This is a genomic window from Flavobacterium rhamnosi (assembly GCF_048286515.1).
Taxonomy (GTDB): domain Bacteria; phylum Bacteroidota; class Bacteroidia; order Flavobacteriales; family Flavobacteriaceae; genus Flavobacterium.
In genome coordinates this window covers 71,729-83,938 of sequence record NZ_JBLVPS010000006.1, presented here as the reverse complement: position 1 = coordinate 83,938, position 12,210 = coordinate 71,729, and the positions used below count along the sequence as shown (strand labels likewise).

Genomic DNA, 12,210 nt, shown 5'->3' with positions numbered 1-12,210 from the left:
AATACAACTTACTTATTAACAGAATTTTAAATTAAAAAATACATGGTTTTTAGAGTAAATAAACCTTCATCTCAACATGAAAAACAAGCGGGAATTTATAGAATGTTTTGAAATTGTTATATATTCTATGTACCGTATTTATTGAGGGATTTATTAAATACATTTGCGAAATAGTTACAACTGATATCTTTTTTTATGACGAGCAACAAACTTATTATTCTATTTCTATTCGCATTAAATACTGTTTTTTCACAAGAAAAAATCGATTCAACACTTACAAAAGTAAAACTCAATAAATGGTCAATTGAAATAGGAACTGGAATTAGTAATGGAACCAGACCTTATACTAAGGACTATTTTTCTAGTGATAATAATAACTTATTCAATGATTTTAAATTAAATTGTTTCATCGTTGGAGCTAAGTATAATTTTTCTAAAATTATAGGTTTAAAAATGGATCTTGCTTTTGACAGGTTTACTAATAACAAAGAAGGTCGTAGTAAACCCTTTGAAGTTGCTCAATACAGAACTTCTATTCAGGCAATCTTTAACCTCAATAGCTTAATCACCCCCAAAAATGAGCTGTCTAAATTTAATCTTTTCTTTAATGCTGGATTACATCTTGCAATGTTAAAACCCATAGAAACTGATTATAGTCCAGTAGTTAGTAACGGTGATAGTTATGGTGGATTTGTTTTAGGCATTTCACCAACATTACAAATTTCAAAAAAAACTTCCTTGTACTTTAACTTTAGTTCCTTTAGTAATTACGGACAAAACTTGACCTGGAATGGTAAACATTCCGAAGTAAGTAATAACTCAAGTGGACACATGATTTCGGGTACTTTTGGATTATCATTTGCTTTAGATAAAAAACAATAGTTAATCCCCATCATAAAAGGACTGATTTTAATAAACATCGATTTTGTTGGTTTTTGTTAGAAACGTAGAGGAATCAGGTTTTAAAAAATTTAATATCTACTCAATACTATCACTTTTAATTATCCGTCAATATTAAACTATTTTGATAATAGAAGTACAAATGCTTCCGCAGAATCTTTTAACGCAAAAATAAAAGCATTTAGATCTCAATTTAGAGGAGTGAGGAACATAGATTTTTTCTGTTCGGATTATCTAATCTTTTTGCCTAATCCCCAACTTTTGCACTTGATCCATCAAATGCAATTCATGTGGTTACTGTTTATCCCCCTGAAAAATAAAGAAACTATTGAGTTTTATCATTGGAAGTGCAGAGAATGTTCTGATGGACGCTGTTCTGTAGTTAATGTTTCGGACGAATTTAAAGATGAATTTGAGCGTTTAAATAAAGATATTATGCTTGATCCTATTGAATTAGAGATCATAAGCACAACTTAATGAAGAAGATAAAAAAAAGCGTGCGGGAGAAATTTCTGCATTAATTGACACAACGCATCAGATGGTTGGACGTAGGACAAGTAAACTTCAAGACATGGGCTTGGTAAGTAAAGAAAGAAATGATGATGACAATCGAATGAGAAATGAGATAATATCTAATCCTATTCCGAATATCGAAAAAAAATAAAACCTAATATGGGATCGATTCTGGTACTAGGTTTTTTGCTTTCTAGTAAATTTGTTAGTTGACGAGCCCAACATTTGGGAGTTTATTGATTTGCAATCAGTGTTAGATGGTATGATTCGGAAAGTATCGATGTTTTGAAAATGAAGTTGAAAAACAATCATCTAAAGGAGCTGTTTAATTGGTCAAATACTACTTTAAAGTGGTATAATTTTTGATTAAATAAAAATGATTCACTTTAAAGTTGTATATTTGATTGTAAATAAATACTTTTGCGCAGTCGTTAAATCAGAATTATGTCCGATAAATCAACTGTCAAGTCTTTTTTACAAGAACTTAAGCAAATAATAAAGACATGGGAAATATTCTTTATAAACAGACCCAAGAACAATGTTCAAGATTTAGCTGATATAGGAATAACAGCAAATTCAAGAAAAGATATAGTCGCTCAGCTAGAAGTTGAAGACTATTCTGAAGGACCCCAACCTGAAACCCAATTCAATGGAAGAGAATTATGGGTTTTTGGAAAAATAATCAAAAAACAGGAAATTTACATCAAACTGACTATTTCGAATATTACAGGTGGAGCTATTTGTATTTCTTTTCATAGAGCTGAACATCCGATGAAATTTCCTTTTAAAGAACAAACAGAAGAACAAACAGAAGAGAAATCATGAAAAGTCCAATTACAGGTAAGGAAATGACCTTGCAAACCAATGAGAGTACAGTGGTTTTCCGTAAAGAGGAGTTTAAATATGTTCATTTGAGTTATTATTGTGAAGATAGTGGAGAATCACTCACGACTACGGAACTTGACGAGTTTAATTTAAATCAAGTTTACAATCAGTATAGGAGTAATCATAATATTGTATTTCCAGATGAAATAAAAAGTACTAAAGAGAAATATGGGCTTTCAGCTAGCAAAATGTCTCAAATATTAGGTTTTGGAGCTAATAGTTATAGAAATTATGAGAATGGAGAAGTTCCTAGTATGGCTAATGCTAATTTGATTCAAGCAATATCGGAAGACTCAAATGTGTTTAGAAATTTGGTTCTTAGAAGTACTGATTTAGAAGATGGCGAGAAAGCTAAAGTACTGGCTAAAGTTGATACCGCAATAGACATTGAGCATGCTTATTCAGATGAGAATAAATATGTTAGCATGCTATTTGGAAATATGTTACCAGATGCTTTTTCAGGATATAGAAAGCCAAATATTCAGAAGTTTTCTGAAATGGTAGTTTATTTTTCTGAAAAATTGCAACCAACAGTAACTACAATGAATAAGTTATTGTTTTATGCAGACTTTTTGAATTATAAGAAATCAGCATATTCTATAAGTGGAGCGAGATACATGGCTCATAATTATGGTCCTGTTCCTGTTAGATTTAGTGGCTTATTTGATTATATAACAAACAAAAGGATGGTTGATACTCAAATTGAAACTTTTGGTGATTACGTTGGGGAAAAATTTGTTTTACCACCAACAAAATCATTTAATCAAGATTTATTTAATGAAACTGAATTAGAGTCATTAAAAACGATTGCAGTTAAGTTTGCACAATGTAACGCAACTCAAATTAAGGATATTAGTCACAAAGAAAAGGCTTGGATAGAAAATGAGAGAGGTAAAAATAAAATCAATTACAATTATGGATTTGATTTAATACATGTTTAGCATACAAAGAAGAATTGTCAGATTTTAATAAAGCACTTTTAAAAGCTATACACTTTAAGAAATAAATAGTATTTTGCGGACCAAAAAATAATCTGCGAATGGAGTATCCAAAATATGAATTATCTGCTAGTACAGATAGCCTTGTTTTTGAATTTGTAAGTAATGGTACCAATGGTTTTTTGTTCCTAAAGTAATCAAATATCAAATTCAAGGGGATACAAATATTTACAACTTAGCTTTTGGAGATGTTGTTTCAATTGATTCAGAAACTGGGAAAATTAATTTAGATGATATTGTAAGGAGTAATAATGGGGACCTGGAAAAATATTAGACACTAGTTCTGCATACATTTTTACTCAAAAATACCCCTGATAGAAACGTTGGTTTTTGAAAACATTACCTTTTAGGTTCAATTTTATTTCTAACAAATCTTCTTTTAAATATTTCAGCACACTTTACGGGATAGTGTCAATTTTAAAGAACTTATTTGAATTTTTATATGTTTCATTCCATAGTCCTTAACCTAATTTTTTTGTGTTTATATCTTCCAATTTTGGTTTCGAACTGTGCTGCAAAACGCATATCCATGTTAAAAAGAGTTACATTACCCTAATTATATACTTTGTTTTGTTATGACTTCCAATACTCTCAAATAGATTCAATTCGATTCCTTTTTTTAAATCTCTGCTGGCAGTTGCTGAAGACAAATCTTTGAATAAATTCATATAATCTTTCCTTGTAAATTCTTTTACACCTAGTTTTAAAAAATAGTCCAGCCTATCAACGTCTTTCAAAACTCTATTATTATAGTCTAGTAAACTTCCTAATGACTTGTCAATCACACCAAGCATATACTCAATAAAATGAGTTGACTTTCCTGATTTGTCACTCAACGCTAGAGATTTATAATATTCATCTTGAGTTTGATTAATTAAAGTTTCAAATGGCAAAAATTCGAAAACCGGATATTCATTAATAAGAATCAAAGTTTGCCATAATCTTCCCATCCTTCCATTACCATCAAGAAATGGATGAATGAACTCCATCTCATAGTGAAACACACAACTTTTGATGAGTGTCAATTCATCAGAATCCTTAACATACTCGAATAAATCTTTCATGAGATAAGGAACATTTTCATGTGGTGGCGCAATATGTTCCAATTTTGTACCTTTAACAATTCCAACTCCCTGCTTTCTATATTTTCCTGCACTGTTGATTAATCCGGTCATTAACTCTTGATGTGCTTTTAAGAAACTTTTATCAGAAGAATATGGATCAGTCCCTTTTTACTCTAAAACAGAAAAACCGTCGCGATTGAAATCGTGACGGTTTTTTTTAACCTTGAATTAAATTTAATGTCGCCTTTTTAAATAAAAACAAAAAACCATCTAAGAGTATTAGATGGTTTTATTAAGAGCCGGCGGAGGGACTCGAACCCACGACCTGCTGATTACAAATCAGCTGCTCTAGCCAACTGAGCTACGCTGGCGACTCATTACGGGTGCAAATATAAGTCTGAATTTCTATTTTCCAAAACAAATTCAAACTTTTTTTGCTTTTTTTTTAACTACAATTCGTTGATTTTAGCAATCAATTGATTAGCAGTTTGTTCCAATTCAACATTGATTTGTTTGAAATGAGCTTTTTTATCTTCAACCTTTTTTGCATTCACTTTTGTGATTAAGCCGTCAAAAGCAGCGATAGCTTCGTCAATTAAAGCATTCGTTTCTGTGGTTGGTTTTCCTGTTGTAGAAATTTCGAACAAGTAAACTGCTTCAATAATATCTCCTAAAACGTAGTTGATGTCTTTCTTTAAATTCTTAACGTTTGCCATTTTTATTTTTTTAAAATTTGAATTTCAATTTGCGTCTGCAAAAGTACACATAATCTTTCTATTACCGACTATGAAATGTAAATTTCTAAAATTGAAGCTTTTCCATTGAGAATGAATGTATTCATTGCAGCAGGGATCAAAACGGTATCCCCTTTTTTATATTGCGTTTTTGAATTGTCGTACTCTATTTCAAATGTTCCTTCTACACACATATAAACAGTAAAGGTTTTTCCTGATTTAGAAACGGTAATTTTACCATCTAACGGAAGGAAATTAGTCGTAAAATAAGGACAATCCACAATTCCATTGGAAACGTTTACATTTTTGTCATATTCCTTTTTAGTTTCTACTCTATTATAGTTAATAGCATCCAGCGCCTGATCGACATGTAATTCTCTGGTATTTCCATTAGCATCTACCCTGTCAAAATCATACAATCGATACGTAATATCAGATGTTTGCTGAATCTCAGCAACAACTAATCCTGCACCAATAGCGTGAACCGTCCCTGTTTCCAAGAAGAAAACATCACCTGATTCCACTTTTACATCATCAAGAATAGAAAGTAACGTTTTGTTTTTTAAACTCTCTAAATAGTCCTCAGCATTTGATTTTTCTTTGAATCCCACAATGATACGGGCATCATCATCGGCTTGCATGATGTACCACATTTCAGTCTTACCAAAAGAATTATGGCGTTCTTTGGCTAATGCATCGTTAGGGTGTACTTGGATGGATAAATCTTCACGAGCATCTAAATATTTGAAAAGCAGTGGGAATTGCTTACCAAATCTCGCATAAACTTCCGTTCCTAAAATCTCGTTTGGGCTTTCATTAATTAAGGCAGTCAGGGACTGTCCTTTCCACTGGCCGTTAGCTACAACACTAACATCACCTTCTACTGTGGATAGCTCCCAGCTTTCACCAGTTATATTTGATGTAATTGGTTTGTTAAGTACTGTTTTTAGTTTTTCACCTCCCCAAATCCTTTCTTTCAAAATGGGCTCAAATTGTAATGGATAAAATTTCATTTTATATTCTTTGTGTTTCAAATTCGCATAGTCTATTGTTATTTTCAACAAACTTGCTTTCTGTTCAACTAATTATAATTAAATGCATTTAAATATTTTTAACAAAGCTTAGCATAGACAAGACGCAAATTAATATAAAAATAAAAGAAATGTCTACTGCAATTTTGTCAATCTATGATACTAATTTCTTAACAGCTTCCAGTGCTTTAGGAATGTGCTTAGTAGCCCACATACTATCGAAAATCAACTGTATAACTCCGTTTTTATCTGTTACATAGGTAACACGTCCCGGAAGCAATCCAAAAAGTCCGGAAGAAACACCAAAAAGCTTTTTGATTTTTTTGTCACTGTCGGACAAAAGAATGAAAGGCAGTTTATAGTGTTCGGCAAATTTTTGATGTGAAGCGACACTGTCGCTACTAATACCTATCACTTCAGCACCCAGATCCTTGAAATCTTCGTATTGATCTCTAAAACTACAGGCTTCAGCAGTACAACCAGGCGTATTGTCTTTTGGATAGAAATAAATAACAAGCGGTTTATGTCCTATTATATTTTGGCTGTCAAAATCATTACCGTTGGCATCTTTCGCTTTGAAATTTGGGATTTTATCTCCTACTTGTAGTTCCATTATTCCCCTCTATAAGTTACAAAATTGCGAGGCGTTTCGTAAAGAACAACTTCCAGTTCAAATTGTGGCTTGATTCTTTTTCTGATTCTGTCCCAAATGACCACGACAATATTTTCAGCTGTTGGATTCAAATCCTGAAACTCCAAAACATCAAGATTAAGATTTTTATGATCGAATCGATCTTCAACTTCTTCTTTAATGATTTCACTCAGAAATTTCACATCCATAACGAATCCCGTTTCGGGATCAATTTCTCCGGTTACACCAACAATCAATTCGTAGTTGTGTCCATGATAATTCGGATTATTGCATTTACCAAAAACAGCATCGTTTTGCTCGAGAGTCCAGTCTTTTCTAAATAGTCTATGGGCCGCATTGAAATGGGCTTTTCGTGAAATAGTAACTTTCATGTTAATTTATGGTATTAACCTTTAGCTGTGCTTCGGGTGACAATTAGATTTTTAATTTACATTTCAGAATACTGCAATCGTACATCTTATAACTGCAATCTTACGCTTTATGTTCTTCCAGAAAATGATAAAATTCGTCGAAAATTATTTTAAACCAAACGGTATACAGTTCCGGATGAATTTCCATATCGATTTTTACATCCTCAATTTTCATCCATTTCCAGTCTTCTACTTCTTCGGTATTTATTTCCGGACTTTCATTATAGTACCCTATCATAACATGATCGAGTTCGTGTTCGGTCAAGCCATTATCAAAAGGGGCTTTGTATATAAAATGAAAAAGCTCTTTGAGTTCCGTTTTAAAACCCATTTCTTCATATAATCTTCGGCTTCCCGCCTCAATATTAGATTCTCCTTCCCGTTGATGACTGCAGCAGGTATTGGTCCACAATAAAGGGGAATGGTATTTTTGATGGGCTCTTTGTTGCAGCATGACCTCATTTTTACTGTTCAAAATAAAAACCGAAAAAGCGCGGTGTAAAATGGCTTTCTCGTGGGCTTCAAGCTTTGGCATCAATCCTATTTGCACATCATTCTGGTTAACTAATATTACGTTTTCTTCTTTCATAAGTGTGTAGATAGAACAAAAATACAAAAAAAGAAATTGTTTTATGTCCCGTAAACTATTTGCAAAAGCACAATACGCGTTGACGGTCTATAAAATTTAGGTATTTTTGGTAAAGACAATGCTATTTATCCGTTTATGAAAAAAATTATTTTGATCCTATTTTTAATAGCATCCGTACCCGACGCATTATCATGGCCAATTCCAGAACAAACGCTAAAGTCATTAATAGCGAATAGTTCCTATATTGTGATAGGCTATGTTACCAAAGTGGAGTATACAAAACATCCAGTGACATCAATAACTTTAACCAGAGCTAAAATTAAAATTTTAAAAACGTTTAAAGGCCATAGCATTACCAAAGATATTTATGTTTATTTCGATTCAGGTATGATTTGTCCAGAGCCAGACAATTATGAAAAACACACAAAAGTACTCTGTTTTTTAGAGGCTAATCGTGATACAACTGTGGGTGGTTTTTTCGCTCCCGGACTTTCCTATGCATCAAAAAAAATTACCTCAGACGATGCAGAAAAATGCTATGAAAAAAGAATAAATGAATTTTCAAAAATTGTAGCATTAAACGATAGATCCAACCAGGATTATGAAATAGCAGAGTGGCTTGTAAAATGCGCAGAAAATACTTTAACCAGGTATGATGGAACAGCCGACCTGTTAAAAAGCTTTGACTATGCTAAAAACAGGGAGTTAACAGATTATAGAAAATCACTATCTAAAAGTCAGAAAGAGCGCCTCTTCAATTGCTTTATAAGTTTAGACGAACTTACAGTACAGGACTATGGTCTGGTTGCATTAATAGACGGTATTGATGATGTAAAACTTTTAGTGCATCTTAAAAAGCTGGCGCATACTGTTAAAGCGCCCGATTGGCTTGCAGGCAATCCCTATATTCATTGGATTGCTACCTATTCCAAAAAAGATTATTCTGAAATATCTAAAAAGCTAACAGAAAATTTAGGCTCAAGGAAATACAACACCCCTGAAAACAAAAAACAAATGGAACAAGTGTATACCGATTTTTTAAAATTGATTTCCGAAAACAAAGAGTAATAGCTGTTCCTAACAAACCATTTAATCTTACCCTAAAATTGAACTCTCAATTAACTACACAATAGAATTTTCATAAATTTCCAAAAGAGACATTCTTTACACTACTAATACTCACTAACACAAAAATGGACAATATCACTATTCGAAAAGCTCATCCGAACGATTTAGAAAAACTTCTTGAATTCGAACAGGGAATCATTACCGCCGAACGTCCTTTTGACCCCACTTTGAAAGAAGGAAAAATCCATTATTACGACATAGAAAAAATGATTTCAGCTCCGCATATTGAGGTAGTGGTAGCTCAAATTGATTCGGAGATTATTGGTTCCGGATATGCGCGAATAGAAGCCGCAAAGCCCTATTTGAATCATAAACTGTACGCCTATTTAGGATTTATGTACACAGCCGAAAAGCACAGAGGAAAAGGGGTAAACGCCAGAATTATCGATGCGCTTAAGGATTGGTGCCGTTCTCAGGAAATACTTGAACTTCGACTGGATGTTTATGACGACAACAGTCCGGCAATAAAAGCCTACGAAAAAGTGGGATTCAAAAAACACCTGCTAAACATGCGAATGGGTTTATAGCACTACATTTTTATTAATCACAAATCCAAAAGTGATTTTTTTACGTAAATAGTAATAGTTAAAACTTACTTAAATCGCTATTAATTTGTAAAGTAGGCGGCATTTTATGGTCCAAAAACACTTTACATTTGTAGTATAAAAAACAAATACTATCAACGTATGAGAACAACAACCCGTTTTTTAAGCTTATTATTTTTGCTTCCTTTATTCATGTTTACTGCCTGCGGACAAAATGTAAAAAAACAAAACAGTACAGAAAAATCAACTAGTATGGAAAATCCAATCAACAAAACCGGAAATCCGTATTACTCCAATACAGATACGACAAAACTAAACCTTACGGATGCCGAATGGAAAAAGGTATTACCCGAAGATGTGTATGCTGTAATGCGACATGCGGACACCGAAAGACCATTTACCGGAAAATATTGGAACACGGATGAAAAAGGAACTTATTATTGTGCCTCTTGTGGCAATAAGCTATTCCGCTCCGGCGCCAAATTTGCCAGCAATTGCGGCTGGCCGAGTTTTTTTGAACAAGACAACAAAAACAGTGTGGTTTACAAAACCGATAACACTCTTGGAATGGAAAGAATTGAAGCACTTTGCGGGAGATGCGGTGGTCATTTAGGGCATCTTTTTGATGATGGACCGGCACCAACCGGAAAAAGATACTGCATGAACTCTATAGCCCTTGACTTTATACCTGATACTAAATAAGATGAAGAATTTATTTTTAATTTGTATGCTGACAACACTGAGTATGTTGGGACAAAATAATACTACTGACAAGGCCGCAAAACAATCCAACCTGGAAACCATCACTTTAGCCGGTGGTTGTTACTGGTGCGTTGAAGCGGTTTATGAGAATCTAAACGGAGTAAAATCAGCAATATCAGGCTATGCCGGTGGTAAAATTCCAAATCCCACTTATGAGGACGTTTCCACCGGAAGATCGGGTTATGCCGAAGTGGTGCAAATCACGTATGACAAAACTGTGACGAATCTGGATGAAATTTTCAAAGTATTCTTTACCGTTCACGATCCAACTACGCTAAACCGTCAGGGTGCTGATGTAGGAACACAATACCGTTCCGCAATTTTTTATAAAAATCCGCAGCAAAAAGTAGCGGCTCAAACTATTATTAATGACCTGAAAAAAGCTAAAATGTATGACAGTCCCATAGTAACAACATTGGAACCGTTGACTAGGTTCTATAAAGCAGAGTCATACCATCAGAATTATTATGCAAACAATAAAAACCAACCCTATTGTCAAATGGTAATTCAACCCAAAATTGAAAAATTTGAAAAAATATTCAAAAATCGACTGAAGAAAAAAAACTAGCAGTCCTTAAAGGAATCGTCTCAAACTGAACTGAGACGATTTTTTTTTGCCTTTCCAGATAAAAATCCAATGCCAAAAATTGATTTAATGCGTTGAAATTCATATATTTATAGTTACTTACAACCCTTTTAATAACATATCATGCATAACGGACATCACTATTGGGGAATGCATTTAGTCTGGTGGGTATTTTGGGTGATCCTGATACTATGGATATTTGCAACTCCTTATAACATACCTGGTCAGCGAACAAAAAATGAAAGCCCATTGGACATTCTAAAAAAAAGATTTGCCAAAGGAGAGATTACGAAAGAAGAATTTGAAGAAAAGAAGAAATTTCTTGATGAAAATTAATCTCAAAAGTAATTCTTAAGAACAGGCTCCTTTAAAACTTTTTAAATGAGCTTTTTTTGTACCTGCTAATGAATTGCTCTTTTAAGCAAATTTAAAATACAGCTGTTCAAATGTCGGTTAACAATCCTGAATGGCCCTTCCTTGCGACAACCTGCCAGATCACATCCAAAATTGGAATACCAGGTCTTTTATTTTAATTCTAACTAAAATTCAACTAGATATTTTTAAAAGATGAGAGCACTTAAAAAATATTTAAAAAAAAGAGAATGCACCATTAACTGTCTTTTGGAGACACCGCAACAATACTATACCCCAGAGACTATTCATACTCTCCGAGTAGAAATTAAAAGGCTGAATGCTCTATTTAATTTAGCAAACTACTGTTCGAAAGGATTTAAGAAAAAAAAGAATTTCAAACCCTTTAAACGTATTTTTCGTCAGGCAGGAAAAGTTAGAGAACTTCAAATAGAGCAGTCACTACTTGAAGAATATTTCGCTCTGGATTTACTTCCGGACTATAAGGAGCATTTGGAAAAGCTCCTAACCGGAGAACTGGATTTTTTTTTCATAATTAAAAGCAACAACCTACCACAAATTTTAAACAAAAAGTATCAAAAAATCGGTCCCCTGCTTACGGCGACAAGTACCAAAAAAGCGACCCGTTATGTGGCTAAAAAAAGAACTGAAATTAAAAAACTGACTGCTAAAAACCCTTTAAAAGACAAACATCTTCATCCCCTTCGCAAGCAGTTTAAAGAATATCAGTACAGCCATAACAGTATTAATTATGAGCCCCAAAACAAACCGACTTCAAGCAAAGAAATTCTACCTGAACTGCTAGGAGAATGGCACGATCACCAGATAATCATCAAACATTTAAAAGAAGTGATCGAATCCGGTGAAATCAATTCCAATGAAAGCGACCAACTTGAAATCATAAAAGCATCCTTTATTTTCAAAAATGAGTTATTATTTCATAAGATAGAGACCACATTATCCGCAACTCTTTTTAGAAACGATTGAAAATAGCAGCAGTTACTTCCGGTTTACAAAATCCAAATCATGATTTTATTCGTA

At 33.3% G+C, this 12,210-nt stretch carries 16 protein-coding genes, 1 tRNA gene and 2 pseudogenes; 12 read left to right on the top strand and 7 right to left on the bottom strand.

Translation table 11 applies throughout. The features are described from left to right. Nucleotides 1-195: 195 nt before the first annotated feature. From ACNQGN_RS07045 to ACNQGN_RS07020, 6 genes and pseudogenes are all read left to right on the top strand, one after another. The gene (locus ACNQGN_RS07045) at nt 196-882 is read left to right on the top strand and encodes a hypothetical protein (RefSeq protein WP_417987130.1); all 687 of its coding nucleotides are present in this window, start codon (nt 196-198) and stop codon (nt 880-882) included. A gap of 108 nt (nt 883-990) precedes the next feature. Next, nucleotides 991-1,065 (top strand): annotated as a pseudogene (locus ACNQGN_RS18925) (transposase); the annotation flags it as partial. A gap of 114 nt (nt 1,066-1,179) precedes the next feature. Next, nucleotides 1,180-1,377, top strand: coding sequence for a hypothetical protein (locus tag ACNQGN_RS07035; RefSeq protein ID WP_417987129.1), 198 nt, complete (start codon nt 1,180-1,182; stop codon nt 1,375-1,377). A gap of 480 nt (nt 1,378-1,857) precedes the next feature. Then, nucleotides 1,858-2,238 carry a type II toxin-antitoxin system MqsR family toxin gene (locus tag ACNQGN_RS07030; RefSeq protein ID WP_417987128.1) on the top strand — a complete coding sequence of 127 codons (381 nt, stop codon included), beginning with the start codon at nt 1,858-1,860 and terminating at the stop codon, nt 2,236-2,238. After that, nucleotides 2,235-3,239: a type II toxin-antitoxin system antitoxin SocA domain-containing protein gene (locus tag ACNQGN_RS07025; protein WP_417987127.1), complete on the top strand. Its 1,005-nt coding sequence runs from the start codon at nt 2,235-2,237 to the stop codon at nt 3,237-3,239. The genes ACNQGN_RS07030 and ACNQGN_RS07025 overlap by 4 nt, the downstream gene beginning before the upstream one ends. 193 nt (nt 3,240-3,432) lie before the next feature. Then, nucleotides 3,433-3,570, top strand: coding sequence for a hypothetical protein (locus tag ACNQGN_RS07020; RefSeq protein WP_417987230.1), 138 nt, complete (start codon nt 3,433-3,435; stop codon nt 3,568-3,570). A 268-nt stretch (nt 3,571-3,838) separates the two neighbouring features. On the opposite strand, the pseudogene ACNQGN_RS07015 reads toward ACNQGN_RS07020, so the two are convergent. From ACNQGN_RS07015 to idi, 7 genes and pseudogenes are all read right to left on the bottom strand, one after another. Next, nucleotides 3,839-4,510 (bottom strand): annotated as a pseudogene (locus ACNQGN_RS07015) (Fic family protein); the annotation flags it as partial. A 147-nt stretch (nt 4,511-4,657) separates the two neighbouring features. Next, nucleotides 4,658-4,731, bottom strand: a tRNA-Thr gene (locus tag ACNQGN_RS07010). Between the two features lie 78 nt (nt 4,732-4,809). Then, nucleotides 4,810-5,076, bottom strand: a complete 267-nt coding sequence (locus ACNQGN_RS07005; protein ID WP_196849283.1) for a hypothetical protein — start codon at nt 5,074-5,076, stop codon at nt 4,810-4,812. A 68-nt stretch (nt 5,077-5,144) separates the two neighbouring features. Further along, a complete protein-coding gene (locus ACNQGN_RS07000; protein WP_417987229.1) occupies nt 5,145-6,107 on the bottom strand; it encodes a type I phosphomannose isomerase catalytic subunit in 963 nt (320 codons plus the stop codon). A 172-nt stretch (nt 6,108-6,279) separates the two neighbouring features. Beyond that, nucleotides 6,280-6,738 carry a peroxiredoxin gene (locus ACNQGN_RS06995; RefSeq protein WP_417987126.1) on the bottom strand — a complete coding sequence of 153 codons (459 nt, stop codon included), beginning with the start codon at nt 6,736-6,738 and terminating at the stop codon, nt 6,280-6,282. After that, the gene (locus tag ACNQGN_RS06990) at nt 6,738-7,148 is read right to left on the bottom strand and encodes a 6-pyruvoyl trahydropterin synthase family protein (RefSeq protein WP_417987125.1); all 411 of its coding nucleotides are present in this window, start codon (nt 7,146-7,148) and stop codon (nt 6,738-6,740) included. The genes ACNQGN_RS06995 and ACNQGN_RS06990 overlap by 1 nt, the downstream gene beginning before the upstream one ends. Before the next feature lie 100 nt (nt 7,149-7,248). Continuing rightward, entirely contained in the window at nt 7,249-7,776 is a 528-nt protein-coding gene (idi, locus tag ACNQGN_RS06985; RefSeq protein ID WP_417987124.1) for an isopentenyl-diphosphate Delta-isomerase, read from the bottom strand. 135 nt (nt 7,777-7,911) lie between these two features. On the opposite strand from idi, the gene ACNQGN_RS06980 reads away from it, so the two are divergent. From ACNQGN_RS06980 to ACNQGN_RS06955, 6 genes are all read left to right on the top strand, one after another. Next, nucleotides 7,912-8,844: a hypothetical protein gene (locus ACNQGN_RS06980; RefSeq protein ID WP_417987123.1), complete on the top strand. Its 933-nt coding sequence runs from the start codon at nt 7,912-7,914 to the stop codon at nt 8,842-8,844. Nucleotides 8,845-8,969: 125 nt separating this feature from the next. After that, the gene (locus ACNQGN_RS06975; RefSeq protein ID WP_417987122.1) at nt 8,970-9,431 is read left to right on the top strand and encodes a GNAT family N-acetyltransferase; all 462 of its coding nucleotides are present in this window, start codon (nt 8,970-8,972) and stop codon (nt 9,429-9,431) included. Between the two features lie 159 nt (nt 9,432-9,590). Continuing rightward, nucleotides 9,591-10,151, top strand: a complete 561-nt coding sequence (msrB, locus tag ACNQGN_RS06970; protein ID WP_417987121.1) for a peptide-methionine (R)-S-oxide reductase MsrB — start codon at nt 9,591-9,593, stop codon at nt 10,149-10,151. Nucleotide 10,152: 1 nt separating this feature from the next. Further along, on the top strand, nt 10,153-10,779 hold the full coding sequence (gene msrA / locus ACNQGN_RS06965; RefSeq protein WP_417987120.1) for a peptide-methionine (S)-S-oxide reductase MsrA: 627 nt from the start codon (nt 10,153-10,155) through the stop codon (nt 10,777-10,779). Nucleotides 10,780-10,920: 141 nt separating this feature from the next. Further along, nucleotides 10,921-11,133, top strand: a complete 213-nt coding sequence (locus tag ACNQGN_RS06960) for an SHOCT domain-containing protein (RefSeq protein ID WP_417987119.1) — start codon at nt 10,921-10,923, stop codon at nt 11,131-11,133. A gap of 231 nt (nt 11,134-11,364) precedes the next feature. Further along, complete coding sequence (locus ACNQGN_RS06955; RefSeq protein WP_417987118.1) at nt 11,365-12,156, top strand: CHAD domain-containing protein; 792 nt, start codon at nt 11,365-11,367, stop codon at nt 12,154-12,156. The last annotated feature ends 54 nt before the right edge of the window (nt 12,157-12,210 follow it).

Bases quoted from the DNA above. Each gene is read 5' to 3' on its own strand.
- ACNQGN_RS07045 (WP_417987130.1), top strand. From the start codon at position 196: ATGACGAGCAACAAACTTATTATTCTATTTCTATTCGCATTAAATACT.
- ACNQGN_RS07035 (WP_417987129.1), top strand. From the start codon at position 1,180: ATGCAATTCATGTGGTTACTGTTTATCCCCCTGAAAAATAAAGAAACT.
- ACNQGN_RS07030 (WP_417987128.1), top strand. From the start codon at position 1,858: ATGTCCGATAAATCAACTGTCAAGTCTTTTTTACAAGAACTTAAGCAA.
- ACNQGN_RS07025 (WP_417987127.1), top strand. From the start codon at position 2,235: ATGAAAAGTCCAATTACAGGTAAGGAAATGACCTTGCAAACCAATGAG.
- ACNQGN_RS07005 (WP_196849283.1), bottom strand. From the start codon at position 5,076: ATGGCAAACGTTAAGAATTTAAAGAAAGACATCAACTACGTTTTAGGA.
- ACNQGN_RS07000 (WP_417987229.1), bottom strand. From the start codon at position 6,107: ATGAAATTTTATCCATTACAATTTGAGCCCATTTTGAAAGAAAGGATT.
- ACNQGN_RS06995 (WP_417987126.1), bottom strand. From the start codon at position 6,738: ATGGAACTACAAGTAGGAGATAAAATCCCAAATTTCAAAGCGAAAGAT.
- ACNQGN_RS06990 (WP_417987125.1), bottom strand. From the start codon at position 7,148: ATGAAAGTTACTATTTCACGAAAAGCCCATTTCAATGCGGCCCATAGA.
- idi (WP_417987124.1), bottom strand. From the start codon at position 7,776: ATGAAAGAAGAAAACGTAATATTAGTTAACCAGAATGATGTGCAAATA.
- ACNQGN_RS06980 (WP_417987123.1), top strand. From the start codon at position 7,912: ATGAAAAAAATTATTTTGATCCTATTTTTAATAGCATCCGTACCCGAC.
- ACNQGN_RS06975 (WP_417987122.1), top strand. From the start codon at position 8,970: ATGGACAATATCACTATTCGAAAAGCTCATCCGAACGATTTAGAAAAA.
- msrB (WP_417987121.1), top strand. From the start codon at position 9,591: ATGAGAACAACAACCCGTTTTTTAAGCTTATTATTTTTGCTTCCTTTA.
- msrA (WP_417987120.1), top strand. From the start codon at position 10,153: ATGAAGAATTTATTTTTAATTTGTATGCTGACAACACTGAGTATGTTG.
- ACNQGN_RS06960 (WP_417987119.1), top strand. From the start codon at position 10,921: ATGCATAACGGACATCACTATTGGGGAATGCATTTAGTCTGGTGGGTA.
- ACNQGN_RS06955 (WP_417987118.1), top strand. From the start codon at position 11,365: ATGAGAGCACTTAAAAAATATTTAAAAAAAAGAGAATGCACCATTAAC.